The organism is Nonomuraea wenchangensis (assembly GCF_900111685.1).
GTDB classification, from domain to species: domain Bacteria; phylum Actinomycetota; class Actinomycetes; order Streptosporangiales; family Streptosporangiaceae; genus Nonomuraea; species Nonomuraea wenchangensis.
The window spans coordinates 701,654-727,907 of sequence record NZ_FOHX01000001.1 but is presented as its reverse complement, the minus strand read 5'-3'; the positions used below and the strand labels follow the sequence as shown (position 1 = coordinate 727,907).

The following is a 26,254-nucleotide window of genomic DNA, read 5'->3' as shown; positions in this document are numbered from 1 at the left end:
CCGGTCCAGCGGCAAATTTTACCGTTTCACATGTTTGGCGAGCTGCTGGGCGCCGGCGAAGGTCGCGGTCAGGGCGTCCAAGGCCGAGGCATAGGCGTGGTCGGGGGGACGGCCGTAGCCGATGATGACGCCCTGGCGGGTGCAGGGAAGTTCGGTGCGCTCCGACAGGTAGCCGAGGGCGAGTCCGTGGGCCTGCGCGGCGGTCCGGACGTCGGACTCGGAGGGGCCGCCCGGAGGGAGGAGGGCCAGGGCGTGCAGGCCGGCGGCGATGCCGGTCAACGCTATCGGAAAGCCTGCGAGGCGGCGGCGGAGCTGGTCCCGGCGGCGGAGGTACCGCTGGCGGGACGTGCGGATGTGGCGGTCGTAGCCGTGGCGGTTGATCAGGTCGGCCAGGGCCAACTGGCCGAGGTGCTCGGTGTGGTGGTCGGCGTGCAGCCTGGCGTCGGCGACCGGGGCGACCAGCCGGGGCGGCAGGACCATCCAGCCGATCCGCAGCGCCGCGCCGAGCGTCTTGGACGTCGTGCCCAGGTAGGCCACGTGGTCGGGGGCGACGCCCTGCAGGGCGCCGACGGGCTTGCGGTCATAGCGGAACTCGGCGTCGTAGTCGTTCTCGACGATCAGGCCGCCGGACAGGCCCGCCCAGTCCAGCAGGGCGCGCCGCCGGTCGGGGTGCAGGGGTGGGCCGGTCGGGTACTGGTGGGCCGGGGTGACCTCCACCGCGTCCGCATCCAGGCCGGTGAGAAGGTCGGTGCGGGCGCCGAGATCGTCGACCGGCAGCGGGATCACCCGTGCGCCGATGCGGCGGACCGCCTCGCGGTGCGTCGGGACACCCGGGTCCTCCATCGCGAACGTCCCGCCGATGACCGTGGCGAGCAGCGTCAGCCCGTGCAGGTATCCGTTGGTGATCACGATCGAGTCCGGGTGGGCCGACACGCCCCGCGCCCGTCCCAGGTATCCGGCCAGCGCGGCCCGCAACTCCGGGCGACCCCGCGGATCGCCGTAGCCGAAGGCGTCGGCCGGAGCCGACCTCAGGGCGCGCCGCGACGACTCGAGCCACGCCGCCACCGGGAACGCCGACGCGTCCGCGCCTCCCGGACGCAGGTCGTGCCGCGGCTGCTCCACAGCGGCCGGCGCGGCTGAGGGCATCGACGCGGCCTGCGGGGGCAGCGCCACCACGGTGCCCGACCCCTGCCGCGCGGCCAGGTATCCCTCGGCGATCAGCTGGTCGTAGGCCGCCCGCACCGTGCCCCGCGCCAGCCCCAGATCCTCCGCGAGCCTGCGGGTCGCCGGCAGCCGTGTCCCGGTCGCCAGGCGCCCCGACCGTACCGCCTCACGCAGCGCCCGTTCCAGCCCTGTCCGCAGCCCTTCTGCGACGTCCAGTTCCAGATGCAGATCTATCCCGGAGTTGGGCCACTCATCCGCCACAGAATTGGATCTTACCGACGGCCCAATGGTGTCCTTAGGGTCGTCCGGGTGACCACGGTACGACCGCCGCGGGCCGCCTCACCAGGGCGGCACCGGCCCTCGGCGCCGCGTACCCCGCGATCGCCCTCGTCCTGACGTTCACCCGAACGGAGAACCCGTGAGACCCCAGCTGGTCATCTTCGACAACGACGGCGTCCTCGTCGACAGCGAACCCACCGCACACCGCGTGCTGTCCGAATACCTGACCGAACTCGGCTTTCCCTTCACCCTGGAAGAGTCCTACCGGTACTTCCTCGGCAACGCCGCCCGCACCGTCCACACGGTCGTCGCCGACCGATACGGCGGCACGCTCCCCGCCGACTTCACCGCACGCTGTCACGAGCGCGTGTTCACCGCCTTCAAACAAGGACTGGACGCCGTCCAGGGCGCTTCCACCGTCCTGACCGAGCTGCGGCGTCGTGGCTTCCCCTACTGTCTGGCGTCATCCTCCGACCACGCCTGGATCGACCTCACCCTTGACCGGACGGGCCTACGCCCTCTGCTCCCGTCCGGGGTGGTCTTCAGCGCACAGGACGTCGGCGGCGTCGGCAAACCCGCCCCAGACCTCTTCCTCCATGCCGCCGCCGCGTTCGGCGCCGACCCGCGCGACTGTCTGGTCGTCGAGGACAGCCCCAACGGCGTCCGCGCCGCGAAAGCCGCCGGCATGCCCGTCGTCGGCTACGCCGCCGTCACCCCTGCGCGCAGGCTCGCGGGAGCCACTTCTCTGATCACCCGCCTGACCGAGATCCTCGACCACCTCGACCAGGACCGTTGAACGGGGCCACGGACATGCACACCTCGGTCACCCCGCCTGAAGGCCGTGCCCACGCCGGTCGTTCGCGATGTCGTCCGGCCTCGGGTTCGCCGTACGCGACGCGCTTGGCCCGCCGGCCTCTGCCGCGGGAGGGACGCCCCCGCACCGGAGGCGGACGATGACCGCCGCCTCCGCCGCCTCCGCCGGCGAGACGCCGCCGACGCCCGTCTCCGTCGCCGGCGCGCCGCACTACACCTGGGGCGGCGGATGTGACGGATGGCGTCTCGTCGACACCCCCGGGCTGTCGGTGATCGAGGAGCGCATGCCGCCGGGTGCCGCCGAGGAGTGGCACCTGCACGCCGGCGCCCGGCAGTTCTTCTACGTCCTCGACGGACAGGCCACCATGCGCACCCGCCAGGGCGAGACGATCGTCCCTGCCGGCTCCGGCATCGGCATCGCCCCCGGCGTCCCTCACCAGATGGCCAACGACTCAGGGCGGGACCTCCGATTCCTGGTCGTCAGCGCTCCGACGACCCGCGGTGACCGCATCCCGTACCGGGAGGAGCCCTCTTGACCAGACCGGCAGGAGTCGTCGGCGGCCACGGTGACCCAGTGCTGCCAGCCGCTTGCAAGTGAACAGGCAGCCGGGCCCGTATCCTGGGGGACATACCGACTGCCGGGGGGAAATGTGCCGATTCAGAACTCCGACACCGGCGAAGCCGACGTGATCAAGGACGCGGCCGCCGGCCGTTCCGACATGCCAGGACGGCGCGGCGGCATCCACGGCTGGCTCGACGGCATCCGCGCCACCCGCACCGGCGCCGTGACGCTGAAGATCGTGATCGGCGTCATCGGGACGATCATGGTCGTGGGCGGGCTCATCATGGTGCCCTTCCCGGGCCCCGGCTGGCTCGTGGTCTTCGCCGGGCTCGCCGTGCTGGCCACGGAGTTCCACTGGGCGCACAAGCTGCTGGAGTTCGGCAAGCGCACGCTGCACGCCTGGACGCAGTGGTACAAGCGGCAGGGCTGGACCGTCCGCGTCGTCGTGCTGGTCGTCACCGTGGCCGCGGCAGGCGTGATCGTCTACTTCGGGCTGCTCACGGTCGGGGTCGACGCGATCGAGGTGGCCCAGCGCTTCGTCTGAGCCCCCGCGCGCCGGATCGGGCCGTCAGAGGTAGAGGCCGGTGCCGTGGTCGGTCTCCTGCGTGGCCACCGCGTGCAGATCGCGCTCGCGCATCACCAGATAGACCTGGGCGTGCACCTCGACCTCGAACTGGTCCTCGGGGTTGAACAGCACCTTGTCGCCCACCTTGACCGTGCGCACGTTCGTCCCGACGCCGCACACCTCGCCCCAGGCCAGCCGGTTGGCCAGCTTGACCGTGGCCGGGATGACGATGCCGGAGCCGCTGCGCCGCTCCTCCGCCTCCGCCTCCAGCTTGATCATGACCCGGTCGTGCAGCATCTGAATCTCGAACTTGGGCTGTTCCACGGATCAAGTCTACGAGCAGCCACACCCCTGGACTTCCGGTACGCCCGCGGAGAGGATGAGGCCATGATCACGGCCTTCGGCGCATCCGGCTGGCAATGGCTCAACGCCCCCCGCGAATGGAGCGCCGGCGACGGGCTCACCCTCGTCTGCGAACCGGGCACCGACCTGTGGAACGCCACCCATTACGGCTACACCTACGACACCGCACACCTGTTCGGCCGCACCGTCCCGGGCAACCTGCGCCTGACGGTGACCGTCGCCGCCGCGTACGCCGAGCAGTACGACCAGGCAGGCGCGATCCTCAGGATCGGCGGCGACGACTGGATCAAGGCCGGCGTCGAGTACGTGGACGGCGCCTTCCACCTCAGCACCGTCGTGACCAGGACGTTCTCCGACTGGTCGGTGCTGCCGCTGGGCCGGGCGGCCGACCGGGTGAGCATCGGCCTGGAGCGGGAGGGCGACGCCGTCACCGTCCGCTACGGGCTGGACGGCGACCCGCCGGAGACCCTGCTGCGGCTGGCCTACTTCCCGCCGGGCGAGCCCGCGCTGGCCGGCGCGATGGCCGCCGCCCCCACCGGCAAGGGCTTCGCCGCCCGCTTCCACGAGGTCGCGATCAGCCAGGGATGACGCCCGGTCAGGGCAGGGCGAGCTCGGCGAAGACCGGGCGGTGGTCGGTGCGGCCGAGCGAGAGCACCGCGAAGTCGCGCACCGCCATCCGCCCGTCGGCCAGCACGTGGTCGATCGCCACCCCGGGCAGCCGCTGTCGCGACCCCTCCTGCGGCCAGGTGGCGGTGAGGCCCCGGCCCATGACGTCGGCCGCGTCCCGGTACCCGGCCGCCAGCAGCTCGCGCATCGGCAGATGGTCGAGCGTGGCGTTGAAGTCCCCGGCCAGCACCCGCAGGGCGCCGTCCCCGCGCGGCAGCGCGTCCAGCCCGCCCTGCCAGCAGGGCTGGCGGGCGTACCGCTTGGGCGCGCACGGGTGCACCGAGACGATCTCCACCCGGGCGCCGCCGGGATGCCGCAGCCACGCCCTGACCTGCCCGAACCCGCCCAGCGCGATGGCCCGCCCGGCGGTGAGGGGGTGCCGGGCGTACACGGCGGACCCGCCGACGCCCTCGCGGGCCCGCTTCACCGCGTACGGCAGCGCCGCCCGCACCCCCGCCTCCTCCAGCCGCCGCATCGCGTCGGGCGTGAACTCCTGGAGGGCCAGCACGTCCGGCCGCAGCCGCCGGACCAGGCCCATCAGCTCCGCCGTGTCGGCGCGCCCCACCAGCAGGTTGGCGGCCAGCACGCGCAGCGCGGGCCCGCCGGCCGCCGGGTTCCCGTCGGACAGGGCGCGCGGCAGCACAGCCGCCCCCAGCACCACCAGCGCCCAGAACGCCGCCCCGCCCGCGACCGGCCGGCGCAGCGCCAGCGCGAGCAGCCCGCCCAGCGCCGCCGCCCCGGCCGCGTACGGCGTGTACGCCACCACCGGCACCCACGGCCAGTCCGGCTCGAACCCGCTCGCCCGCACCGCCGCCCACAGGACGAAGGGCGTCACCGCGATCCAGCTCATCCACGTCCGCACAGCCTGTATCGCCTTGAGGCCCGCGAGGGGTTCACTGCCCTAGGGTGTGCTCCATGCACGACGTGGAAGCCAAGGTCCTCGACGCCATCGACGAGGCCGAGACCGTCAGCCTGCTCGCCGAGACCGTACGCGTCCCGAGCGTCACGGGCACCGACGCCGAGTCCGAGCTGCAGCACCGGTTCGCCCGCCTGCTCGACGAGGCCGGCATGGACGTGGACGTGTGGAAGCTCGACCTGCCCGGCCTGACCGCCCGGCCAGGCTTCCCCGGCACGGAGGCCCCGCGCTCCGAGGGCTACGGCGTCGCCGCCGTGACGCCGGGCGAGGGCCCGCCGGCGCTGGCGCTCCAGGGCCACGTGGACGTCGTGCCCACCGGCGACCTGGCCAAGTGGGCGGGCAGCGACCCGTTCTCGGCCCGGATCGAGGGCGACGTGCTCTACGGCCGGGGCGCCTGCGACATGAAGGCCGGCCTGGTCGCCAACCTGGCCGTGGCGCGGGCCGTACGCCGGGCCGGGGTGCGGCTGGCCAGGCCGCTCGCGGTGCACTGCGTGATCAGCGAGGAGGACGGCGGGCTCGGCGCGTTCGCCACCCTGGCGCGCGGCCACACCGCAGAGGCGGCGGTCATCACCGAGCCGACCAGCGGCGCGGTCATCACGGCGAACGCGGGCGCGCTGACCTTCCGGCTGGAGATCGCCGGTCGGGCCGCGCACGGCGCCACCCGCTACGAGGGGGTCAACGCGGTCGAGGCGTTCTGGCCGGTGTTCGAGGCGATCAGGCGGCTTGAGGCCGAGCGCAACCGGGACGCGCACGAGCTGTTCGGCGGCAACCCGATGCCCTACCCGATCGAGATCGGCGTCGTCCGCGCCGGCGACTGGGCCAGCACCGTGCCCGACCTGCTGGTCGCCGAGGGCCGGCTGGGCGTGCGGCTGGACGAGGACCCGGCGGCGGCGCGGGCGGCGTTCGAGGAGGCGGTCGCCGGGGTCGCGCACCCGTGGCTGCGCGACAACCCGCCGGCGGTGACCTGGCCGGGCGGCCAGTTCGCCAGCGGGCGGCTGCCGGCGGGGCACGAGCTGCTCGGCCAGGTCGCGGGGGCGGTCGCCGACGTGACCGGCGCGCGCCCCGCGGAGTCGGCCGCCCCCTACGGCAGCGACCTGCGCCTGTACGCCGCCGGCGGCATCCCGACCCTGCACTACGGCCCCGGGGACGTGCGGTACGCGCACGCCCCCAGGGAGCAGGTGGACCTCGGCGAGCTGCGCGCGGTCACGCGGGCACTGGCACTGCTCGTGGTGCGCCGCTGCGGAGCACTTTGAGCAGCGCGGGCGGGCTCATCAGCGCCGGCGGCGGGTCGTACAGGTGCGCCACCCGCAGGAACCGCCCGGCCAGCTCGGGATCGTGCGCCGCGGCGGCGAGGAAGCGCCCCAGATAGGCGTTGACCATCCGCAGCCGCGGCGACGGCTCGCCCGCGACCACGGGCAGCTTCAGGTCGCCGCCGACGGTGATGTCCCAGGGGGCGTCCACGATCCGCGCGATCCGCCGGAAGAACGCCCGCGGCGTCAGCTCCGCCTCCAGCAGGACCTTCGCCTCCAGTGCGGCGACCGTCATGCCCTGCCCGTAGAGCGGGTTGAACGCGCACACGGCGTCGCCGGTCACCAGCAGCCCTTCGGGGAAGCTGGTCAGCCGCTCGTAGCGCCGCCGGATCCCGGCCGGGGTGTGGTACGCCCGCGGCTCCCCGACCGGCTCGGCGGTCGCGAGCAGGTGCCGCAGGTCGGGGGCGGGCAGCGTGTCGGCGAACGCGGCGAACTCCGGCAGGGCGGGGCCGGGGGCGTCGCCGTAGCCGCCCATCGTGACGATCCAGCGCTCGCCCTCCAGCGCCAGCGCCACCCCGAACCGCGGGCGCTCCGGGGTGGGACCGATGATGACGAGCAGGTCGCCGTCCAGGTCGCCGGGGCGGCGGCGGAACTCGCGGGTGCTGTAGCGCAGGTCGAGCGCGATGCGCTCCTCGTGGGGCGGCCGGTGGCCCAGCTCGCCGAGCCAGAGCGGGGTGCGCGAGCCCCGGCCTGAGGCGTCCACGACGAGGTCGGCGGGCAGCGGCTCCCCGTCGGCCAGCCGTACGCCGGTGACCCGGCCCTCCCGGGCGAGCAGGCCGGTGACCGTGCGGCCGGCCGTCACCCGGACCCCGGGCATGGCCGCGACCCGGCGTCTCACCTGGCCTTCGAGCAGCGGCCGGCTCACCAGCAGGCCGTCCAGGCCGCGGCCGGCGCCGCGGGCCAGCCGGTGCCCGCCGTGGATGTTGCGGCCCCGGCTCATGGCGTCGCCCGGCAGCGCTCCCCGTGCGATCAGCTCGGCCGAGATGCCGGGCAGCAGCTCGTTGATGGTCGCGCAGCCCCTGGAGAGCAGGCCGTGGGCGTGGCGGCTCTGCGCGGTGCCCCTGCGATGGTCGTCCGCCGTGGGCAGTGTGTCCCGGTCGAGCACCGTGACCTTGGCGAACAGGCGGTGCAGCGCGGCGGCGGAGAGCAGTCCCGCCATGCTGGCGCCGATGACGACGGCGTGGTCCATTGGTCTTCCCCCTGGTGTCGAGTGACGTCGGCAGAAGGGTCGCCCGTGCGGCGGCACCGTTCCACGTCTTTTGGTGCGTTCCGCGACGTTCCATCCAGAAGGGAAGCTCGGCTCTCCGGTCAGCCGGCGGTGGCGGACACGCGGCGGCGCGCCTCCGGCACGATGAGCGGGGTGCCCGACTGCGGATCGACGATGATCTCGCAGCGCAGGTCGAAGACCTCGTGGACCAGCTCGGGGGTGACGATCTCGCCGGGGTCGCCCTGTGCCACGATCCGGCCGGCGCGCATGACGATGAGGTGGGTCGCGTACCGGCACGCCTGGTTCAGGTCGTGCAGCACCGCCACCATCGTGCGGCCCTCCTCGTGCAGGTCGGCGCAGAGGTCGAGCACCTCGATCTGGTGGGAGATGTCCAGGAACGTGGTCGGCTCGTCCAGCAGCAGGATCGGCGTCTCCTGCGCCAGCGCCATGGCCAGCCACACCCGCTGCCGCTGCCCGCCGGACAGCTCGTCCACGATGCGGTCGGCCAGCTCGGCCACGTCCGTGGCGCGCATCGCCTCGGTGACGGCCACCTCGTCGGCCTTCGACCACTGCCGCATGAGCTTCTGGTGCGGGTAGCGGCCCCGCGCCACCAGGTCGGCCACGGTGATGCCGTCCGGCACGATCGAGGTCTGCGGCAGCAGCCCGAGCCGGCGCGCGACCTCCTTCGACGGCAGCGAGGTGATCACGCCGCCGTCGAGGTGGACGGCGCCCGCCTTGGGCTTGAGCATCCGGGCCAGCGCGCGCAGCAGGGTGGACTTGCCGCACGCGTTCGGGCCGATGATGACGGTGAAGGACTCGTCGGGGATCGCCACGCTGAGGTCCGTGGCCACGACCCGCTGGTCGTAGGCGAGGGTGAGGCCGGTGCCGGACAGGCGTACATCGGGCATCAGTGACGGTCCTTTCGCAGAAGCAGGGCGAGGTACGTGCCGCCGATGGCGGCGGTCAGCACCCCGACGGGTAGCTGGGTGGGCGCGAGCAGCCGCTGGGCGGCGAGGTCGGCGCCGGTCAGCAGCACGGCGCCCATCAGCGCGGAGGCGCCCATGGTGACGCCGGGGGAGCGGGTGAGGCGCCGGGCGAGCTGCGGGGCGGCGAGCGCGACGAAGATGACCGGGCCGGCGGCGGCGGTCGCCACGCCGGACAGCAGCACGCCGGCCGCGATCGCCACCGCGCGCACCGGCTCGACCCTGATGCCCATGGCCTTGGCCGCGTCGTCGCCCATCTCCAGCATGCGCATCGGGCGGGACAGGGCCGCGCACACCGGCACCAGCACGGCCAGCGCCAGCCCCACCGGGATCGCGTGCTCCCAGCCGCGCCCGCCGAGGCTGCCGGTCAGCCAGGCCCCGGCGGTGGCGGCGTCGTTGATGTTGGCCCGGGTCAGCAGGTACGAGTTGACCGCGAGCAGCAGCGCGTTGGCCCCGATGCCGACGAGGACCAGCCGGTAGCCCTGCACGCCGCCGCGGAAGGCCAGCCCGTACACGAGGGCGGCGGTCAGCACGCACCCGGCCAGCGCGCCGCCCGCGATCGCCATGGCCGAGCCGCCCGCGATCACCACGAGGATGCCGCCGGTCGAGGCCCCGGCCGTGAAGCCGATGAAGTCGGGGCTGCCGAGGGGGTTCCTGGTGAGCGACTGGAAGATCGCGCCGCTCAGCCCGAACGCCGCCCCCACCATCAGCCCGGTCACCACGCGCGGCGCGCGCAGCTTGCTCACGATGAGCTCGGCGACCGGCGTGCCCTCGCCGAACAGCGCCCTGACGATGTCGGCCGCGGGCACCGCGAGCTCGCCCGTGGACAGCGCGGCCACGGTGACCGCGAAAGCCACCAGGATCAGGCAGACGCCCACGATCAGGGCGCGGGGCGCGAGCCGTATCGAACAGGGGCCGACGCGGACGTTCACAGCGCCGCCACCCGCCTGCGCCGGGCCAGCAGGATGAAGATCGGCGCGCCGATCACCGCCCACACGATTCCCACCTGCACCTCTCCGGGGCGGGCGATGAGCCGGCCCACCACGTCCGCCCCGAGCAGCAGCACCGGAGCGGCCAGCGCCGAGTACGGCAGCACCCACCGCTGGTCCGGCCCCACCAGGGCGCGCACCGCGTGCGGCACGATGAGCCCCACGAACCACAGCGGCCCGGCCGCCGCGGTCGCCGCCCCGCACAGCAGCGTGACGGCCACGCCGGTCAGCGCGCGGGTGCGGCCGATGGAGACGCCGAGCGCGCGGCCCGCGTCGTCGCCCAGCGCGAGCGCGTTGAGCGGCCGGGCCAGCGACAGGCCGAGCACCAGCCCCGCGACCATGAACGGCGCCAGCCGGACCAGCACGTCGGAGGTCTGCCCGGCCAGCGACCCGGTCAGCCAGAACCGCATCCGGTCGAAGGTCTGCTGGTCCATGCGCAGGATCGCCGAGGACAGCGCGGTGGCGACCATACCGAGCGCGACGCCGGCCAGCGTGAGCCGGACCGGCCCGGAGCCGGACCGCCCGGAGGCGGCCAGGCCGTAGACCATGACCGCGGCCAGCGCGGCACCGCCGAAGGCGAACCACACGTAGACGGCCGGGTCGGTGAGCCCGAACAGCCCGAGCGCCAGCGTGACGCCGAGCGCCGCGCCCTCGTTGACGCCCAGCAGGCCGGGGTCGGCGAGCGGGTTGCGGGTCAGGCTCTGCATGAGCGCGCCCGCCAGGCCGAGCGTGGCGCCCACGCCGAGGCCGAGCAGGGTGCGCGGCACGCGCAGCTCGCGGATGACCGTGTGGTCGTTGGAGCCGTCGGGGGCCAGGAAGGCGTCGATCACCGTGGAGAACGGCACCGACCGCGCCCCGAGCGCGATGCTCGCCAGCACCATGAGGGCCAGCGCGGCCACGACGACCACGAGCCCGGCGACCAGCACCGGGGGCCGCGCCCACTTGGGCCTCGCGACGGACCCGTCCGTCGCCGCACCGGGGTCAGTGCCCGCGTCAGTGCCCGGATCCGCGTCGGTGCCGGGGTCCGGCGCCGCGCGCCTCGCCGTCGTGTTCTCAGCCGGGCGCACCCGACCCCCTTCCGTCACGGTCAAACTTAGGCAAGGCTAATCTAATGGCTCGATAACTAGGCAAGCCTAACCTTAGAGGAGACGTACATGTCGGGACCGGTACTGGCGCGCAGGGGTTTCCTGTCGGCCACGGCAGGACTCGCGGCGGCCCTGACACTGGCGGCGTGCGGCGGCGGCACGACGGCGGCCCCGGCCGGCTCGGCCGCGCCCTCGGGCTCCGCGGCGTCCGCGCAGGGCTGGAGCTTCACCGACGACCGGGACAAGAAGCTCGACCTGCCCAAGGTCCCCGCCAGGGTCGTCGCCCAGGTCGGCTCCGCCGCCGCCCTGTGGGACTTCGGCGTGCGCCCCGTCGGCGTCTTCGGCCCGCACAAGCTCAAGGACGGCAGCAAGGACCCGCAGGTCGGCAACGTCGACATCACCCAGGTCCAGGGCCTCGGCAACGTCTGGGACGAGTTCAACGTGGAGCAGTACATCGCGCTCCAGCCCGACCTGCTGGTCAGCAACATGTACGTCAAGGGCACCCTCTGGTACGTGCCCGAGAAGTCCAAGGACACCATCGAGCAGGTAGCCCCCACGGCCGGCATCATGCTCACCGGCAAGAGCGCCACTGAGGTCATCTCCCGCTATGAGGAGCTGGCCAGATCGCTCGGCGCCGACCTGGCCGGCGTGCCCGAGGCGAAGGCCCGCATGGAGGCCGCGACCAAGGAGCTCGCCCAGTTCAAGGACCTCAAGGTCCTCATGGTCTCGGGCGGCGCGGACGCGTTCTGGATCGTGAACCCGCCGGAGTACCCGGACATCAAGCACCTCACGGACGCCGGGCTCAACGTCGTCACCCCGGAGAAGGTGGACGAGGGCGGCTTCTTCCAGACCCTGAGCTGGGAGAACGCCGACGAGTACGAGGCCGACGTCATCCTCTACGACACCCGCACGCAGGCGCTGAAGCCGGAGGAGATGATGAAGAAGCCCACCTTCGCCAAGCTCCCCGCCGTGAAGGCCGGTCAGCTCTACCCGTGGAGCGCCGAGACCCCCTTCAGCTACCAGGGCTACGCGACCTTCCTGGAGGAGCTGGTCGCCAACCTGAAGAAGGCCAAGCCGCTCGGCTAGAGAACCGAGCCGCCCGGCTAGAACGCGCCGCGCACCTCGACGATCTCGGCGAGCGGGAACTCCAGGTAGTCGCCCGCCTCCTCGCACCAGGCGTCGAGGGCGCCGCCCTTGAGCTCGCCATGGCTGATCGTGGCGGTCAGGCCGTCGGCGAGGGTGATCCCGGCCCGCACCCCGCGGTCGACGACGAACCCGAGCAGCGACTGCTGCGCCGTCGGCAGCCGGGTGGCCATGCGGCCGATCACCGCCCAGGTCCGGCCGCCCCGCTCGGTCCCGGCCCGCCCGGCCGCCATCAGCCTGCGGGCGTGCTCACGCGGGTCGGGCGGCGGCTCGGCCAGCAGGTGGGGCGGGGTCTCCAGCCCGGGGTCGGACAGCTCGGCCACCTGCCCGCCGGGCAGCAGGATGAGCTTGCCCGCGCCGGGCTCGGCGCCGCCGGCCAGCTCCGCGGGACGGGTGCGGCGGATGGTGATCTCGCCGGTGTCGGAGACGGGCACCGGCGCGTAGCCGGCCTCGCGCAGCGCCGCCAGCGTGCGTTCGGCCCCGGCCGCGCTGACCAGCACGGTGGGGGCGAGCAGGCGCAGGCCCAGCCGGGTCAGCCGGCGGTGGGCGGTGATCTCGGCGAGCAGGGCGGGGTCGGCGGCCTGGATGACGCAGCCGACGGTGGTGACGGTGACCTCGCCGTGCCGGCGGGCGGTGTCGCGGATGAGGTATTCGAGCGGCTGCGGGATGGCGCCGACGGCGGCCAGCTCGTCGAGCAGCTCGTCGGGGTCGTGGCCGCGGTCGAGGGCGCGGCGCACGCTCTCGGCGGTGAAACGCCACACCGAGGCCGCGCCGCGTGACTCGCGTTCGGCGACCCGGTCGAGCAGCGTGGCCAGCTCCGCCGAGGGCGGCCCAGTCACCACGGCGGTCAGGTCGGGGCCGAACAGGGCGCTGCGGCGCACGCTCGCGAGGGCCCGGGTGGAGACCTCGACGAGCGCCGGGTCGTGCTCGACCATGGGGACGGAGTCGTCGCTCTCGTCGCCGGGGTGGGCGGTCAGCTCGGCGAGGGCGCGGCCGAGGTCGGTGAGCGCGCCGTTGACCAGCAGGCCGAGCAGGCTGGCCTCGTCGAGCGCGGCGGGGCCGCAGTCGAGCAGGAGCCGGCGCTCGATGAGCGGGGCGTGCCAGTGGACGGCGGCGAGCAGGCCGTCGCGGTCGGCGTACGCGGTGCCGGCGGGCAGGCAGGCGAGCACGGGCAGCACCGCGCGGCGGACGCGGGCGACGGCGGCGCCCGCGGGGTCGTCGCCGAGCACGGTGCCGTAGCGGCCGTCGGACTTGCGCAGCGACGAGCGCTCCATGCGCCACCAGGCCGACAGCAGCACACGCAGGCGGGCCGCGCCCTCGTCGAGCCGCCAGCGGTCGAACCGCTCGGTGGGGACCAGGCCGCCGGACTGCTCGTCCCAGGCCAGCAGCCGGGCGACCGTGCAGATCTCCAGCAGCAGGCGGGTCTCGTCCTCGTCGCAGCCGGTCTCCTTGGCCATCCTGCGCACCTCGCGTACGCCCACGCCGCCGGTCTTGAGCAGCGGCAGCGGGCTCTTGGAGGTGTTGTCGAGCAGGGCGGCGGCCCGCTCGACGACGTGCGGGGCGGCCAGCGTCATGAGGTGGTCGACCTCCTCGGGGTCGACCGGGATGGTGGGGACCTCGGGCGGCTCGGGCGCGAAGGGCGGGTGGTAGTCGGCGCCGCGCAGGCAGAGCGCGACCTCGCGGGGGATCTCGGCGACGTGCCAGCTCGGCCGGAACAGCAGGCCGTGGTCGGCGCACCACTTCTCGGGCGTGCCGGGCGCCACGAAACGGCCGCCGTCGACGGGCAGCGCGGGGCCGTCCCAGGCGAAGCGGTCGAGCAGGGCGGCGGTGCCCTCGGGGGCGTCGCGCAGCAGGCCGTGGACGCGGGTCGCGTCGCCGAGCGTCTCGGCCACGCGGGTGATCGTGCGGCGTTTGTGGCCCTGGGCGGGCAGGCCGAGGTTGCGGGCGAGGGCGCGCAGGGCGTCGTTGCTGATGGTCCAGGAGTTGAGGTAGTGGTCGAGCGGCTCGCCGAGGCCGAGCGGGGCGGACCACCAGCGGGTGACGCCCTCGGCCAGGCGGATCACGCCGCCGTCGCCCGGCCAGGCGAGTGCGTGGTCGTAGAGGTGGCCGAGCCAGGGGTCCACCTCGGCGGGCGGGGCGTCGACGAAGGCGGCCAGGCGGCCGGCGGTGGGCAGGGGGAGGGCCAGCGCCGCCTCGGCGAGCTGGAGACAGGGCAGGGGGAGCCGCTGGAGTGTCTGCATCACGGCGAGACCGTCGCCCAGGCGCTGGGCGAGGGTGTCGAGCCGGCGCGGCCACGGCGGCGCGATGGCGTCGGGCCTGTTCGCGAGGATGCGGGCAAGCCTGTCTTCGTCTAGTGTTCGCAGCCAGCCGAGCAGGTGATCTTCCATCTGTCAGCACTCTCATGGGGTCGCGCGCGGGACTCACCGTGAGCCATGAGCATCCACGGTAATGCAGATCACCCCCGGTCAGGAGAGGACTGCCCAGACGATCTTTCCGTGAGGGGCGAGGGCCGACCAGCCCCAGCGGAGACTGAGCGATTCGACGATGTGGAGTCCGAGGCCGCCGGTGTCAAGGGGGCCAGGGTATCGCAGCACCGGCACCGAGGAGCCTGGATCGGTGAAAGCGCTGGTCACCAGGGATCCCTGGCGGACCAGTGACATGTGGACGGGGCAGGGGCGGCGCTGCTCGTCCAGGCGCAGGCCGTGACGCAGGGCGTTGGTCGCCAGCTCCGAGACCACCAGCTCCATGTTCTCGGCGAGCTCGGAGAGCCCCCAGCCGGCGAGGACGCCGGTGGTGTAGCTGCGGGCGGAGTGGACCGAGGCGGGGGTGGGAGGGAGCACGAACGTGGCGCTCGCGGACGGGCCTGCGCCCAGCAGATCGCGAGCCGCCTCCGGCCACCAGCCGACCGGGGGCCACCAATCGAACGTGGTCCACTGGCTCAGCGCCGTGGTGGATTGCACAGAGATCATTCTGGGCCAAACTCTCGTGCAGGTGCAAGAGCGAATGCACGTGCAGACACACCGTGCACACGCTACGGTTGCCCTCAAATGGTCAATGAGGGGGAAAGGGGATCTTGTCCGCGGCCCATGATCTTTCGGCCGTGAAGTGACAGACTGTGGCGCAAGGAAACGACCAAGGAGCAGCACGTGTCCATTGATCCGCCCGGATCCGGTTCGACCGTTCGGCGCATCATGCTGGGGGCGAGTCTCAGGCGCCTGCGTGAGGCCAGCGGCCTCGACCGTGCACAGGCCGGATTCCACATCCGCGCCTCCGAGTCCAAGATCAGCCGGATGGAGCTCGGGCGCGTCGGATTCAAGACACGTGACGTGGAGGACCTGCTCACCCTGTACGGCGTCGTCGACGATGCCGAACGCCGAGCCCTGCTGGAGATGGTTCGCGAGGCCAACACCCCCGGGTGGTGGCACAAGTACTCCGCCGAGCTGCCCTCGTGGTTCACGACGTACGTCGGCCTGGAGGAGGCCGCGAGCGTGATCCGTACCTATGAGGTGCAGTTCGTGCCCGGCCTGCTGCAGACGGCCGCGTACGCGCGATCGGTCTACGAGCTGGGCAACCCCGATGCGAGTCCGGGCGGCATCGAGCGCCGCGTGCACGTGCGCATGCAGCGCCAGGAGCGCTTCACCCAGAAGGACGGCCCCAAGTTGTGGGCGGTCATCGACGAGGCGGCGCTCATGCGGACCATCGGCGGGCGGGAGGTCATGCGCGAGCAGCTCCAGCACCTGCTGGAAGTCGCCGCTCTGCCCAACATCACCATTCAGGTGATGCCCTTCAGGTACGGCAAGCACGCCGCCGAAGGGGGTGCGTTCAGCATCTTGCGGTTTCCCGAGTCCGACTTGTCGGACGTTGTCTACGTCGAGCAGCTCTGGGGTGCCCTGTACCTGGACAAGCGTGAGGACATCGATCCGTACCTCACGGCCATGGAGCAGTTGTGCGTGGAGAGCACCACGCCAGGAGGCACCGTCGAGCTCATCGGCGGTCTTCTCAGAAAGATGTAGATGAACCAGACCTACAACGGCATGCCCGCGACCGACCTGACCCAGGTCGCGTGGCGCAAGAGCCGCTACAGCAACTCGCAGGGCAACTGCGTCGAGCTCGCGGAGCTTCCCGACGGCGGGATCGCGGTCCGCAACTCACGCTTCCCCGACGGCCCCGCGCTCATCTATACCCGTGACGAGATCCGGGCCCTGGTGCTCGGGGTGAAGGACGGAGAGTTCGACGGCCTGCTCGTTTAACACGCTGTTCACATCCGGCGCGCCCGCTTAACGGGGGCGCGCCGACGGCGTAACCGCCCGGCCTCGTCGTTCGGCCAGGATTCACGTCATGCTCGACCAGATGACGTTGTACCCGATCGCCGACGACGTGCTGTTCGCGCCGGGCGGCAAGGTCGTGATCCGCACCTACGGTGTCGCGCCCGCCACCACGGGCGCCTCCGTCTCCTACCGGACGTGGGTGACCGGCCTCCGCGACCAGCCCCGTTACTGGCACTGGGGCCACTTCGAGGACGCCACCTCCGGGCATCGCCGGGTGCTGGAGTGGCTGACAGGGCGGGGGCCGCAGCCTTCCCAATCGCCGGCCTGATCGCTAGGCTCGGGCCAAGCAACCGCTTGGTAGAGGAGGCGGCGTGGTACGGCGCGCGATCCACCTGCTCGAAGAGGTCGACTTCCGTCCCATGAACTCCAGGCGGCCGCTGGACTACCTCACCTGGCTGACCGCGTACAAACGCGAGGACGAGACCCGCGAGGCTCCCGCCCTCACCGCCGGGACATCCATCAGGTCCCGCGACATCGACCTCGTCGGCGCCTTCTACGCCGTCGGCATCACCGGCCACCCGCAGTTCAAGGCCGTCACCCTGTGGGACTGCCACGGCGGCTGGGACGGCGGCTGGCGGCAGATGATGGAGATCTACCGCGGGGTGGACCAGCGGCTGTTCCTGTCCGACATCGACGACCTGCGCTTCTCCGCCTTCTCCCGCCCGCTCGGCGCCGTGCCCGGCTGCCCGCCGCTGGCCGAGGCGCCCGCCGCCGAGCTGTTCCTGTTCGAGAGCGCCCGCGTCCGGCCCGGCGCCGCGCTCGACTACCTCGCCGCCGTACGCGCCGAACGCGCCCCCCTGCTCGCCGAGCACGGGCACACCCTGGTCGGCCTGTACGAGGTGCTGTTCTGCGACACCGAGGCGGTCACCGTCTGGGCCGTCTCGCTGGACGACCACCTCGCCACCCAGCGGGCCCGCGACGCCGCCCTGGGCCTCGACGACGAGGCCGCGCCCGATCCCCGGCTGCTGGACTGGGCGAAACGGGCGCGCGACTATCTCGACGGCCCCTGGCGTGAGACGCTGCTGGCACCGTTCCCCGGCTGCCGCCTGGCGCCCGGGAGCCCGCCGAGCGATGTGCCAGGACAGGCCCGGGTGCTCGGTGCGCAGCTGGGTGAGGGCGGCGCTGGCTAGCCCGCATCTCGGGTAACCGGCATGGTGTGTGACGTTCGCCGACATCACCACATTGCGCGAGTCATACGGTGGCGACGTCATGAAACGCAAGTAAGCGAGGACAGGCTCGATGACCACGCGCAGGGCCGGCTGGGGCCGCAGGACACTCGCAATGGCCGGTGTCTTAGGTCGGCCGGGCCCTGCACGCCGCCGCCATGAGGGTGCGGGTCGGCGGCTGACGCGCTAGTGGACCGGCGCGTTCCAGGCCAGCAGCACCGGCTCGGCGTGCTCGTGGCCGAGGCGCGAGTAGGTGCCGGTGTCCAGTCTGAACAGCCGGCCCTCGGACGGGTCCAGCCCGAGCCAGCGGGCGGCCAGGACGCGCAGGAAGTGCCCGTGCGCCACCAGCACCACCCGCCCCTCCGCCGCGCGGGCCCGCTCGATCACCCGGTCGGCGCGGGCGGCCACATGGGCGGCGCTCTCGCCGGGGTGCTCGGCGTCGCCGGGGATCACGCCGTCGCGCCACAGGTACCAGCCGGGGCGGTCCTCGCGGATGCGCGGCGTGGTGATGCCCTCGTAGCCGCCGTAGTCCCACTCCCACAGGTCGGGGTCCACCTCGTAGCCGGTCAGCCCGGCCAGGTCGGCGGTGCGGCGCGCCCGCTCCGCGGGGGAGACCAGCACCAGGCCGAAGTCCCCCTTCTCGACCAGGGGCGCGAGCGCCCTGGCCTGCTCCTCGCCGCGCTCCGTCAGGGGCAGGTCGGTGCGCCCGGTGTGCCTGCCCGCCTTGCTCCACTCGGTCTCACCGTGCCGGAGCAGCAGCATCTCGTCCATGGTGACCATCATTCCGGACGCTTGACCTCAAGTGAGCTTGAGGTAGCAGGGTGGGGTCATGGACGCGATAAGACTGCACACGTACGGACCCGCCGCCAACCTCCGGCTGGAGACCCTTCCCGACCCCGTGCCAGGACCCGGCGAGGCGCGCGTCGCCGCGCGCGCGGCCGGGCTGCACTTCATCGAGACCCTGCTCCGCCAGGGGCAGGGCGTCGGGCCGCATCCCGCGCCCGAGCTGCCCGTCGTGCTCGGCTCGGAGGTGGCCGGCGTGGTGGAGGCCGTGGGCGAGGGCGTGCCCGCCGGGCTGGTGGGCCGCCGGGTGGTGACGGCCGAGGTGAGCACGGGCGGCTACGCCTCGCACGCCGTGGCGCCCGCCGCCACGCTGACCGAGCTGCCCGATCAGGTGGGGTTCGGCGCGGCCGTCGCCATGAACACGACGGGGGCGACCACGTACGGGCTGCTGGAGCTGGCCCCGATCGGGCCGGAGGACGTGGTGCTGGTGCTGGCGGCGGCCGGGGGCGTCGGGACGCTGCTCGTGCAGTACGCCCGCCGCGCCGGCGCGACCGTGGCCGGGGCGGCCGGCGGGCCCGCCAAGGCCGCGCGGGTCGCGGAGCTGGGGGCGGACCTCGCGGTCGACTACCTGGAGGCGGGCTGGGACAAGTCGGTACGCGAGGTGTCCGGCGAGGTCACCGTCGTCTTCGACGGGGTGGGCGGCGAGCTCGGGCGGGCCGCGCACGGGCTGCTCGGCCGGGGCGGGCGGCACGTGGTGTACGGGTCGGCGTCGGGGGAGTGGTTCCGGCCGGACGCCGCCGAGGCGGAGGCGCGGGACATCGCCGTGCTCGACGGCATCGGCCATCTGCTCGGGCGCGACGGGGGCATGGCCGAGCTGCGGGCGCGGGCGCTGGAGGCGGCGGCCGAGGGGGTGCTGACGCCGGCGGTGCAGGAGTTCCCGCTGGCCGAGGCCGCGGCGGCGCACGCGGCCCTGGAGAGCAGGGACACGATGGGCAAGGTCGTCCTCACCGTCTAGCGGCCACGGGGGCAGAGGGCGAAGGGGACGGCCCTCGCCCTCCGGCCAGTCCCGCGAAGGCAGGCGGGTCGCCCTCGCCCTCGGGCCAGTCCCGCGAAGGCGGGCTGGTCGTCCTTACCTTCCGGCCAGTTCCTCGGCGATGGGGGTGAAGGCCGGCAGGTCGCGTTCGTGGTGGAGCACGAAGCAGGAGACGTCGTGCTCGTCGCGCCAATGCCGCAGCGTGTCGGCGATGTCGTGGCGGGTGCCGAGAAGGACTTGAGGGGTCCCGTCCAGCGCGGCGGACCTGGCCGCGCTCCAGGGCTCGTCCGCCTTGCTCTCGCCCACCTGCATGACGCTCGTGCCCAGCTCCAGCCGGTCGTAGCGGTCGCCGGCCGCCGCCCGTACGCGCCGCAGCCGGGCGAGGAACGCCTCCACCCCGCCGTCGCCGGGGTCGGGGCCGGTGCCGTCGGGGCGTACCCGCATGGTCAGGTTGACGTGGTCGGCCTGTTCGGCGGCCAGGCGCAGCACGCGCGGCCCGCCGCCCCCGACGAGGAGCGGCGGGTGGGGCCGCTGCACGGGCTTCGGCCGCTGATCGAGGCCGTCGACCCGGTAGTGACGGCCGGTGAAGTGGCACGGCCCGTCCGCCCAGAGGCCCTTGAGGACGGCGATCGCCTCGGCCAGCCGTTCGACGCGGACCCCGGGCGGGTCCAGCGGCAGGCCGGCGCCCGCGTAGTCGGCCGCCATCCAGCCGGTGCCGAGCCCGACCTCCAGCCGGCCGCCGGACAGCAGGTCGAGGGTGGCCGCCTCCTTGGCCAGCACGGCGGGGTGGCGGAAGTCGTTGGCGAGGACCAGCGTGCCGACGCGCAGCCGTTCCGTGGCGCAGGCCGCGGCGGTGAGCGCGGGGATCGGCGCGAGGCGGTCCCCGGTCAGGTGGTCGGGCACGAGCAGCAGGCCGAAGCCGGAGTCCTCCAGCCGGCGGGCCTTGTCGGCCCACGCCTTGCCGGACTCCGCCTCGCGGAGCACCGCCCCGAACCTGAACGGCCGCACGGCCCCTCCTTGTCCGATCCAGCGCCTGTGCCCGGCACTCTAGCAAGCGCTTGCTACAGGTGCGAGACTGTGGGCCATGGAGATCCCCGTGCGCGAGGCCACCGACGACGAGGCGGCCTTCTTCCACGAGCACGGCTGGGTACGGCTCGGCCGGCTCATCGACCCGGACGCCGCCGCCGAGCTGCGCGAACGCGCCCTCGCCCACCTGCGCGCCCGGGAGCGCGGCGGGCGGACGGCCGTCGACCGGGCGTTCGGGCAGTCCAGGGACGTCGCCGCCGCCGACGAGGCGTTCGGCGCGCTCGCCCTCGACCCCCGGATGGGACGCACCGCCGTCCGGCTGCTGCACGGCGTCCGGGCGGTACGCGTGCAGGTCACCAACCTGCTGGTCAAGGAGGCGGGCGAGCACGGCGCCACCGAGTTCCACCAGGACTTCCCCTGGATGCCCATGGACCGCTCGGCCATGCTCACCGTCTGGCTCGCACTCGCCGACGTGCCCGCCGACATGGGAGCGCTGCGCTTCTACAGCGGATCACACCGCCACGGCCTGCTCGGACGCAGCTTCACCCGGCCCGGCGACGACCAGCTCAGCCAGCACCCGTGGCTCAAGGAGCTGGAGCTGTCGCCGCCGCTCGACCTCGCGGCCGGCGACGCCACCGCGCACCACGCCCTGACCGTGCACGGCGCGCCCGCGAACCGGCACGACCGGCCGCGGCTGTCGTTCACGGTCACCTACTTCGACGCCGACGCGCTCTACACGGGCCTGCCGTACGCGCAGACCGACGGGCTCGGCCTGGAGGTCAACCGGCCCTTCGAGCACGAGAGGTTCCCGTGCCCGAGACCCTGAGAGGACCGGTCGCCGACCTCGGGGCGACGCTCATGCACGAGCACGTCTTCGGGCTCAGCCCGGAGATCCTGTGGAACTGGCCGGACATCCCCGAGGGCTGGGACCCCGCGGCGCGGGCGCGGGAGGCCGCGGCCAAGCTCGACGCGCTGAAGGCCGAGGGCATCGACACCGTCGTGGACCTCACCGTGCTCGGGCTCGGCCGGCACATCCCCTCGGTACGCCTGGTCGCCGAGCTGACCTCGGTCAACATCGTGGCCGCGACCGGGCTCTACACCTACGACGCGCTGCCGCCGTACTTCGCCAACCGGGGGCCTGGGTCACTGTTCGGCGGGCCGGACCGGCTGGCCGAGTTCTTCGTCCGCGACCTCACCGAGGGCATCGGCAGGACCGGCGTACGGGCCGCCATGCTCAAGTGCGCCTCCGACCACCTCGGCATGACCAAGGGCTGCGAGCGGGTGTTCCGGGCGGTCGCCGAGGCGCACCTGGAGACCGGCGCGCCCATCACCACGCACTCGCACAGCGCCTCCAAGGGCGGGCTGGAGCAGCAGCGGCTGCTCGTCTCGCTCGGAGTGGACCCGGAACGGGTGGTGATCGGGCACGCCGGCGACTCGGCGGACCTCGCCTACCTGGAGGAGCTGCTGGCGGGCGGCTCCTACCTGGGCATGGACCGCTTCGGCATCGACACCATCGCGCCGTTCGAGCAGCGGGTGGCCGTGGTGGCGGAGCTGTGCGCGCGCGGCCACGCGGACCGGCTGGTGCTGGGGCACGACTCGTACTGCTTCAACGACCGCTTCGACGCCGAGGTCGTCCGCCGCCGCCATCCGGACTACCACCTGCTGCACATCTCCCGTGACGTCCTGCCCGAGCTGCGCAAGCGGGGCGTCACGGACGACCAGATCCACCAGATGCTCGTCGGCAACCCGCGGAGGATCCTGCGATGACCACCCTGCCGGAGGCCCGGGACTTCGACGTCAGCGCGGACTGGCACGTCGCGGACCCGTACCCGTTCCTCGCCCGGTTGCGGCGCGAGTCGCCGGTGTTCTGGAGCGAGCACCTGCGGGCCTGGGTGCTGACCCGCTACGCCGACGTGCGCGCCGCCTACGGCGACCCCCGGCGCTTCTCCTCCCTGGGCTCGCTCACCATCTCCCGCAGCCTGACCGACGCGACCAGGGAGAAGCTGGGCGAGCACGGCTCGTTCCTGTCGAGCTTCGTCGCCAACGTGGATCCGCCCGTCCACACCCGGCTGCGCCGGTCGGTGTCGCGGGCGTTCACGCCGCGCGCGGTCGCCGCCATGGAGGACGCCTTCCGCCGGCTCAACGAGGACCTGCTCGACCGGGTCGTCCCGCGCGGCGCGGCCGACTTCGTGGCCGAGCTCGGGCACGAGCCGTCCGTGAAGCTGACCGCCCGCTTCATCGGGGTGCCGGAGGCGGACGAGGCGTTCGTGCAGGCGCGCGTCAAGGAGTGGTTCCAGCTCTTCCTGTCGCCGCAGCCGCCCGAGCGGCAGCTCGAACTCGCCGGTGGCTTCCTCACCTACCTCGACTACGTGGACCGGCTGGTCGCCGCCCGCGCCAAGGACCCCCGCGACGACTTCACCTCGCTCATGACCGCGCTCATCGGCGACGAGCTGACCCACCGGGAGGTCGTCGAGCTGATCTCCACGATCCTGCTCGGCGGCAACGACACCGTGCCCAACCAGCTCGGCAACACCGTCCTGCGGCTGCTGCGGGAGGGCGCCTGGCCGGTGCCGCCGCAGCTGATCGGCAACGCCGCCGAGGAGTGCATGCGCATCGACGGCGCCTCGCTCGGCTCCTTCCGCCACACCACCGAGGACGTCGTCCTGCACGGTGTGACCATCCCGGCTGGCGCCCTCGTGCTGCTGTCCACCGACTCCGCCGGGCACGACGAGAGCGTCTTCCCCGAGCCTGAGCGCTTCCTCATCGACCGGCCGAACGCCGCCGACCATCTGGTCTTCGGCTACGGCATCCACTTCTGCGTGGGCGCGGCGCTCGGCCGCCTGCAACTGCGGACCGCGCTGGAGGTGCTGGGCCGCCGCCTGCCGGGGCTCCGGCTCGCGCCGGGGGAGCGGGTGACGTACCGCAGGTCGCTGGTCGGGCGAGGGCCGGCGGCGCTGCCGGTGGAGTGGTGACGGGCGGGCGGCTTTCCGGGCGGGTCGCGCTGGTGACCGGGGCCGGGTCGGGGATCGGGGCGGCCTGCGCGCTGCGGCTGGCCGCCGAGGGGGCGCGCGTGGGCGTGCTCGACGTACGCGGCGAGGCCGCCGAGGAGACCGCCGCCGCCGTACGGGAGCGGGGCGGCGGCGCGCTCGCGCTGGAGTGCGACGTCTCCGCCGAGAAGCAGGTCGCGGCGGCCGTCGGGGCGCTGGTGGCGGCGTACGGGCGGGTGGACGTGCTGCACTCCAACGCCGCCGCGCTCGGCCCCGCCGTGTACGGGCGCGACCACGGCATCGAGGACCTCGACGTCGCCGTGTGGGACCGCACCATGGAGGTCAACCTGCGGGGCGCCATGCTGCTGGTCAAGCACGCGGTCCCGGTCATGCCGGACGGCGGCTCGATCGTCCTGACCTCGTCGGTGTCGGCGTTCGTGGGGGACGGGGCGCACGCCGCGTACGGGGCCTCGAAGGCGGCCCTGGTCGGCTTCGCCCGGCACGTCGCCACCATGTACGGCGCCCGCGGCGTGCGCTGCAACGCCGTCGCCCCCGCGCTCGTCCTCACCCCGGCCGCCGAACGCGCCCTGTCCCCTGCGCAGCTCGCCGACAAGGCCGCCGAACGCCTGCTGCCCTGGCCCTGCGACGTGGACGACGTCGCGAACCTGGTCGCCTTCCTGGCCTGCGACGAGAGCCGCTGCCTCACCGGCCAGACGCTGATCCTCGACTCCGGCACGCTCGCCCACCGCCCCCAGCACGCCATCCAGCGCCGGCGCGAACAGCGCCCCCGATGAGGAGCGCGTACGTCAGGATGGGGCGGACAGGGGCAGTGGGATGTCCGTGATCTGGCGGTGAAAGGGGTCTTCATGGAGCCGGTGGCGGTCGGGCTGGTGGGCGCGGGACCGTGGGCGAGGATGGCGCACGCGCCGATGCTGGCCAAGGGCCCGCACACGCGGCTGGCGGGCGTCTGGGCGCGGCGTCCCGAGGCGGCGGCCGAGCTGGGCGCCCCGGTGTACGAGCGGATCGAGGAGCTGTTCGACCACTGCGAGGCGGTGGCGTTCTGCGTCCCGCCCGGCGTGCAGGCCGAGCTGGGCGTGCGGGCCGCCCGCGCGGGCAAGGCGCTGCTGCTGGAGAAGCCGCTCGCCGACTCGCTCGACGGGGCGCGGCGGCTGGCCGACGCCGTGGCGGAGTCGGGCGTGGCCAGCCAGATGGTGCTGACCCTTCGCTATGCCGTACAGACCCGGACGTTCCTCGCCCGGTGCGGCGAGATCCAGCCGTTCGGCGGGCACGCGGCGAACATCTCCGGCGTCCTGCTCGGCGACCATCCCTTCGCCACGCCGTGGCGGCTGGAGCACGGCGCGCTGCTCGACGTCGGGCCGCACGTCGTCGACCTGCTGGACGCCGCGCTCGGCCCGGTGGCCGGGGTACGCGCCCACGGCGACCCGTTCGGGTGGATCGGGCTGCTGCTGGAGCACGAGGGCGGGGCGGTGTCGGAGGCGTCGCTGTCCATGGCGGCCGTCGGTGACCTGCCGCCCGCGACGTTCGCCGTGTACGGCCGGACGGGGAACGCGGTCCTGCTGCCGTTCGACGACGATCCCCTGGACGCGGTCGCGGAGGAGTTCGCGCGGACGGTGCGCGCGGGCGGCGGCCACCCCCTCGACGCCGCTCACGGCCTCCGCCTCCAGCAGATCGTGGCCGACGCCGTTTCCCAGCTGCGTGGCTGACCCTTGACGTTACGGTCCTTTGGGGGATTGATAGCGTTTGTCCGACGCGCAGTGCGCAGCGAAGTCCGGTGTGAGTCCGGCGCTGTCCCGCAACTGTCATAGCCAGGTCGCCTGCCGCTGCGCTGACGCCATCAACCCTCGTGGAAAAGGGTGATCCGTCGCTCATCGCGGGTCTCTCGGTTCCGACAGTGTGAAAGGACATCTCGTGAGGCCCGTACGCACGGTCTTCGCGGGCGCGCTGCTGGGAACGCTGGTGCTGGCCGGATGCGGCCAGAGCAGCGGAACCACCGCCACCCCCGCCCCCGCCCCCACCACTTCCTCCGCCCCCGCCGCCGGTGAGGGGTTCCCCGTCACGATCGAGGCGGGCAACGGTCAGGTCACCATCGACAAGAAGCCGGAGCGCATCGTCTCCCTCTCGGCGAGCCACACCGAGACCCTGTTCGCCGTCGGCGCCGGCCCCCAGGTCATCGCCGTGGACGACCGCTCGAACTTCCCGCCCGAGGCCCCGAAGACGGACCTGTCCGGCTTCAAGCCCAACGTCGAGGCCATCGTCGCCAAGAAGCCCGACCTCGTCGTCGTCTCCGACGACCTCGACAACGTCGTGGCCGAGCTGGGCAAGGTCGGCGTGCCCGTGCTCCTGGAGCCGGCCGCCAAGACGCTCGACGAGGCGTACGAGGAGATCGCCGAGATCGGCGCGGCCACCGGCAACAAGGCCAAGGCCGACGAGGTCGTCACCGGCATGCGGGCGGCCATGGACAAGCTGGCCGCCGAGGCGCCCAAGGACAAGAAGCTCACCTACTACCACGAGCTCGACCAGACGCCGTACGCGGTCACGTCCCAGACGTTCATCGGCCAGGTGTACTCGATCTTCGGCCTCACCAACATCGCCGACAAGGCTCCCGAGGCGGCGGGCGGCTATCCGAAGCTGTCGGCCGAGTTCGTCGCCCAGGCCGACCCCGACCTGATCTTCCTGGCCGACGTCAAGTGCTGCGCCCAGAACAAGGCGGCGCTGGCCGAGCGGCCCGGCTGGGGGAAGCTGTCGGCGGTGAAGAACGACCAGGTCGTCGAGCTCGACGACGACATCGCCTCCCGCTGGGGGCCGCGCATCGTCGAGTTCGCCGAGAGCATCGGCGCCGCCGTCGCCAAGGCCGGCACGAGCTGA

Annotated in this window: 28 protein-coding genes; 17 read left to right on the top strand and 11 right to left on the bottom strand. The window is 73.4% G+C overall.

Annotated features, from left to right (window positions below; translation table 11 throughout):
* Positions 1–18: 18 nt before the first annotated feature.
* Positions 19–1,425, bottom strand: a complete 1,407-nt coding sequence (gene pdxR, locus BMW85_RS03525; RefSeq protein ID WP_218155633.1) for a MocR-like pyridoxine biosynthesis transcription factor PdxR — start codon at positions 1,423–1,425, stop codon at positions 19–21.
* Between the two features lie 157 nt (positions 1,426–1,582).
* On the opposite strand from pdxR, the gene BMW85_RS03520 reads away from it, so the two are divergent.
* From BMW85_RS03520 to BMW85_RS03510, 3 genes are all read left to right on the top strand, one after another.
* On the top strand, positions 1,583–2,239 hold the full coding sequence (locus BMW85_RS03520) for an HAD family hydrolase (RefSeq protein WP_091076688.1): 657 nt from the start codon (positions 1,583–1,585) through the stop codon (positions 2,237–2,239).
* A gap of 157 nt (positions 2,240–2,396) precedes the next feature.
* Positions 2,397–2,792 (top strand): cupin domain-containing protein, encoded by a 396-nt coding sequence (locus tag BMW85_RS03515; RefSeq protein WP_091076686.1) that lies wholly within the window; start codon positions 2,397–2,399, stop codon positions 2,790–2,792.
* A gap of 114 nt (positions 2,793–2,906) precedes the next feature.
* A complete protein-coding gene (locus BMW85_RS03510) occupies positions 2,907–3,362 on the top strand; it encodes a TIGR02611 family protein (RefSeq protein WP_091076684.1) in 456 nt (151 codons plus the stop codon).
* Between the two features lie 24 nt (positions 3,363–3,386).
* Here BMW85_RS03510 and BMW85_RS03505 read toward each other — a convergent pair whose 3' ends face one another.
* Entirely contained in the window at positions 3,387–3,707 is a 321-nt protein-coding gene (locus BMW85_RS03505; RefSeq protein WP_091076682.1) for a GroES family chaperonin, read from the bottom strand.
* Between the two features lie 63 nt (positions 3,708–3,770).
* Between BMW85_RS03505 and BMW85_RS03500 the strand changes: the two genes are divergently transcribed.
* The gene (locus tag BMW85_RS03500) at positions 3,771–4,334 is read left to right on the top strand and encodes a DUF1349 domain-containing protein (protein WP_091076680.1); all 564 of its coding nucleotides are present in this window, start codon (positions 3,771–3,773) and stop codon (positions 4,332–4,334) included.
* A gap of 7 nt (positions 4,335–4,341) precedes the next feature.
* On the opposite strand, the gene BMW85_RS03495 is transcribed toward BMW85_RS03500, so the two are convergent.
* Positions 4,342–5,274 (bottom strand): endonuclease/exonuclease/phosphatase family protein, encoded by a 933-nt coding sequence (locus BMW85_RS03495; protein WP_091076678.1) that lies wholly within the window; start codon positions 5,272–5,274, stop codon positions 4,342–4,344.
* 53 nt (positions 5,275–5,327) lie between these two features.
* On the opposite strand from BMW85_RS03495, the gene BMW85_RS03490 reads away from it, so the two are divergent.
* The gene (locus BMW85_RS03490) at positions 5,328–6,581 is read left to right on the top strand and encodes an ArgE/DapE family deacylase (RefSeq protein ID WP_091076676.1); all 1,254 of its coding nucleotides are present in this window, start codon (positions 5,328–5,330) and stop codon (positions 6,579–6,581) included.
* Here the strand turns inward: BMW85_RS03490 and BMW85_RS03485 are convergent.
* The 4 genes from BMW85_RS03485 to BMW85_RS03470 form a co-directional block, all read right to left on the bottom strand.
* A complete protein-coding gene (locus BMW85_RS03485) occupies positions 6,532–7,827 on the bottom strand; it encodes an FAD-dependent oxidoreductase (protein WP_091076674.1) in 1,296 nt (431 codons plus the stop codon). The two genes, BMW85_RS03490 and BMW85_RS03485, sit on opposite strands and share 50 nt — an antisense overlap.
* 119 nt (positions 7,828–7,946) lie before the next feature.
* Complete coding sequence (locus BMW85_RS03480; RefSeq protein ID WP_091076672.1) at positions 7,947–8,753, bottom strand: ABC transporter ATP-binding protein; 807 nt, start codon at positions 8,751–8,753, stop codon at positions 7,947–7,949.
* Entirely contained in the window at positions 8,753–9,760 is a 1,008-nt protein-coding gene (locus BMW85_RS03475) for a FecCD family ABC transporter permease (RefSeq protein WP_091076670.1), read from the bottom strand. Before BMW85_RS03475 ends, BMW85_RS03480 begins: the two co-directional genes overlap by 1 nt.
* The gene (locus BMW85_RS03470) at positions 9,757–10,884 is read right to left on the bottom strand and encodes a FecCD family ABC transporter permease (protein WP_091076668.1); all 1,128 of its coding nucleotides are present in this window, start codon (positions 10,882–10,884) and stop codon (positions 9,757–9,759) included. Before BMW85_RS03470 ends, BMW85_RS03475 begins: the two co-directional genes overlap by 4 nt.
* 87 nt (positions 10,885–10,971) lie before the next feature.
* On the opposite strand from BMW85_RS03470, the gene BMW85_RS03465 reads away from it, so the two are divergent.
* Positions 10,972–11,988 carry an ABC transporter substrate-binding protein gene (locus BMW85_RS03465; protein ID WP_091076666.1) on the top strand — a complete coding sequence of 339 codons (1,017 nt, stop codon included), beginning with the start codon at positions 10,972–10,974 and terminating at the stop codon, positions 11,986–11,988.
* Between the two features lie 17 nt (positions 11,989–12,005).
* Here the strand turns inward: BMW85_RS03465 and BMW85_RS03460 are convergent, their stop codons facing one another.
* A complete protein-coding gene (locus BMW85_RS03460; RefSeq protein ID WP_091076664.1) occupies positions 12,006–14,432 on the bottom strand; it encodes a helicase-associated domain-containing protein in 2,427 nt (808 codons plus the stop codon).
* 78 nt (positions 14,433–14,510) lie between these two features.
* Positions 14,511–15,014 carry an ATP-binding protein gene (locus tag BMW85_RS03455; RefSeq protein ID WP_091076661.1) on the bottom strand — a complete coding sequence of 168 codons (504 nt, stop codon included), beginning with the start codon at positions 15,012–15,014 and terminating at the stop codon, positions 14,511–14,513.
* A 222-nt stretch (positions 15,015–15,236) separates the two neighbouring features.
* On the opposite strand from BMW85_RS03455, the gene BMW85_RS03450 reads away from it, so the two are divergent.
* The 4 genes from BMW85_RS03450 (at position 15,237) to BMW85_RS03435 (ending at position 17,503) form a co-directional block, all read left to right on the top strand.
* Positions 15,237–16,058, top strand: coding sequence for a Sco1979 family transcriptional regulator (locus BMW85_RS03450; protein WP_218155659.1), 822 nt, complete (start codon positions 15,237–15,239; stop codon positions 16,056–16,058).
* Positions 16,059–16,295 (top strand): DUF397 domain-containing protein, encoded by a 237-nt coding sequence (locus BMW85_RS03445; RefSeq protein WP_049559738.1) that lies wholly within the window; start codon positions 16,059–16,061, stop codon positions 16,293–16,295.
* Between the two features lie 88 nt (positions 16,296–16,383).
* A complete protein-coding gene (locus tag BMW85_RS03440) occupies positions 16,384–16,641 on the top strand; it encodes a hypothetical protein (RefSeq protein WP_091076656.1) in 258 nt (85 codons plus the stop codon).
* Between the two features lie 43 nt (positions 16,642–16,684).
* A complete protein-coding gene (locus tag BMW85_RS03435) occupies positions 16,685–17,503 on the top strand; it encodes a hypothetical protein (RefSeq protein ID WP_091076654.1) in 819 nt (272 codons plus the stop codon).
* Between the two features lie 222 nt (positions 17,504–17,725).
* On the opposite strand, the gene BMW85_RS03430 is transcribed toward BMW85_RS03435, so the two are convergent.
* Positions 17,726–18,310 (bottom strand): histidine phosphatase family protein, encoded by a 585-nt coding sequence (locus tag BMW85_RS03430; RefSeq protein WP_091077189.1) that lies wholly within the window; start codon positions 18,308–18,310, stop codon positions 17,726–17,728.
* A 58-nt stretch (positions 18,311–18,368) separates the two neighbouring features.
* Here BMW85_RS03430 and BMW85_RS03425 point away from each other — a divergent pair, with 58 nt between their 5' ends.
* A complete protein-coding gene (locus BMW85_RS03425) occupies positions 18,369–19,337 on the top strand; it encodes a zinc-binding dehydrogenase (RefSeq protein WP_091076651.1) in 969 nt (322 codons plus the stop codon).
* 114 nt (positions 19,338–19,451) lie between these two features.
* Here BMW85_RS03425 and BMW85_RS03420 read toward each other — a convergent pair whose 3' ends face one another.
* Positions 19,452–20,363, bottom strand: coding sequence for a TIGR03621 family F420-dependent LLM class oxidoreductase (locus tag BMW85_RS03420; RefSeq protein WP_218155632.1), 912 nt, complete (start codon positions 20,361–20,363; stop codon positions 19,452–19,454).
* A 76-nt stretch (positions 20,364–20,439) separates the two neighbouring features.
* Between BMW85_RS03420 and BMW85_RS03415 the strand changes: the two genes are divergently transcribed.
* The 6 genes from BMW85_RS03415 to BMW85_RS03390 all read left to right on the top strand — a co-directional run bounded on the left by BMW85_RS03415 (position 20,440) and on the right by BMW85_RS03390 (position 26,254).
* Positions 20,440–21,207 (top strand): phytanoyl-CoA dioxygenase family protein, encoded by a 768-nt coding sequence (locus BMW85_RS03415; RefSeq protein ID WP_091076647.1) that lies wholly within the window; start codon positions 20,440–20,442, stop codon positions 21,205–21,207.
* Positions 21,192–22,148 carry a phosphotriesterase family protein gene (locus BMW85_RS03410; RefSeq protein ID WP_245774585.1) on the top strand — a complete coding sequence of 319 codons (957 nt, stop codon included), beginning with the start codon at positions 21,192–21,194 and terminating at the stop codon, positions 22,146–22,148. The genes BMW85_RS03415 and BMW85_RS03410 overlap by 16 nt, the downstream gene beginning before the upstream one ends.
* Positions 22,145–23,353 carry a cytochrome P450 gene (locus BMW85_RS03405; protein WP_091076644.1) on the top strand — a complete coding sequence of 403 codons (1,209 nt, stop codon included), beginning with the start codon at positions 22,145–22,147 and terminating at the stop codon, positions 23,351–23,353. The genes BMW85_RS03410 and BMW85_RS03405 overlap by 4 nt, the downstream gene beginning before the upstream one ends.
* Positions 23,350–24,162, top strand: coding sequence for an SDR family NAD(P)-dependent oxidoreductase (locus BMW85_RS03400; protein ID WP_177240466.1), 813 nt, complete (start codon positions 23,350–23,352; stop codon positions 24,160–24,162). Before BMW85_RS03405 ends, BMW85_RS03400 begins: the two co-directional genes overlap by 4 nt.
* 72 nt (positions 24,163–24,234) lie before the next feature.
* A complete protein-coding gene (locus tag BMW85_RS03395) occupies positions 24,235–25,092 on the top strand; it encodes a Gfo/Idh/MocA family protein (RefSeq protein ID WP_091076640.1) in 858 nt (285 codons plus the stop codon).
* Positions 25,093–25,297: 205 nt separating this feature from the next.
* Positions 25,298–26,254 (top strand): ABC transporter substrate-binding protein, encoded by a 957-nt coding sequence (locus tag BMW85_RS03390; RefSeq protein ID WP_091076637.1) that lies wholly within the window; start codon positions 25,298–25,300, stop codon positions 26,252–26,254.

What these genes read in the sequence shown, in the direction of transcription:
- BMW85_RS03515 (WP_091076686.1), top strand. Translation starts at nt 2,397, where the DNA reads ATGACCGCCGCCTCCGCCGCCTCCGCCGGCGAGACGCCGCCGACGCCC.
- BMW85_RS03500 (WP_091076680.1), top strand. Translation starts at nt 3,771, where the DNA reads ATGATCACGGCCTTCGGCGCATCCGGCTGGCAATGGCTCAACGCCCCC.
- BMW85_RS03490 (WP_091076676.1), top strand. Translation starts at nt 5,328, where the DNA reads ATGCACGACGTGGAAGCCAAGGTCCTCGACGCCATCGACGAGGCCGAG.
- BMW85_RS03485 (WP_091076674.1), bottom strand. Translation starts at nt 7,827, where the DNA reads ATGGACCACGCCGTCGTCATCGGCGCCAGCATGGCGGGACTGCTCTCC.
- BMW85_RS03480 (WP_091076672.1), bottom strand. Translation starts at nt 8,753, where the DNA reads ATGCCCGATGTACGCCTGTCCGGCACCGGCCTCACCCTCGCCTACGAC.
- BMW85_RS03465 (WP_091076666.1), top strand. Translation starts at nt 10,972, where the DNA reads ATGTCGGGACCGGTACTGGCGCGCAGGGGTTTCCTGTCGGCCACGGCA.
- BMW85_RS03460 (WP_091076664.1), bottom strand. Translation starts at nt 14,432, where the DNA reads ATGGAAGATCACCTGCTCGGCTGGCTGCGAACACTAGACGAAGACAGG.
- BMW85_RS03455 (WP_091076661.1), bottom strand. Translation starts at nt 15,014, where the DNA reads ATGATCTCTGTGCAATCCACCACGGCGCTGAGCCAGTGGACCACGTTC.
- BMW85_RS03450 (WP_218155659.1), top strand. Translation starts at nt 15,237, where the DNA reads ATGCTGGGGGCGAGTCTCAGGCGCCTGCGTGAGGCCAGCGGCCTCGAC.
- BMW85_RS03445 (WP_049559738.1), top strand. Translation starts at nt 16,059, where the DNA reads ATGAACCAGACCTACAACGGCATGCCCGCGACCGACCTGACCCAGGTC.
- BMW85_RS03440 (WP_091076656.1), top strand. Translation starts at nt 16,384, where the DNA reads ATGCTCGACCAGATGACGTTGTACCCGATCGCCGACGACGTGCTGTTC.
- BMW85_RS03430 (WP_091077189.1), bottom strand. Translation starts at nt 18,310, where the DNA reads ATGGACGAGATGCTGCTGCTCCGGCACGGTGAGACCGAGTGGAGCAAG.
- BMW85_RS03425 (WP_091076651.1), top strand. Translation starts at nt 18,369, where the DNA reads ATGGACGCGATAAGACTGCACACGTACGGACCCGCCGCCAACCTCCGG.
- BMW85_RS03415 (WP_091076647.1), top strand. Translation starts at nt 20,440, where the DNA reads ATGGAGATCCCCGTGCGCGAGGCCACCGACGACGAGGCGGCCTTCTTC.
- BMW85_RS03405 (WP_091076644.1), top strand. Translation starts at nt 22,145, where the DNA reads ATGACCACCCTGCCGGAGGCCCGGGACTTCGACGTCAGCGCGGACTGG.
- BMW85_RS03395 (WP_091076640.1), top strand. Translation starts at nt 24,235, where the DNA reads ATGGAGCCGGTGGCGGTCGGGCTGGTGGGCGCGGGACCGTGGGCGAGG.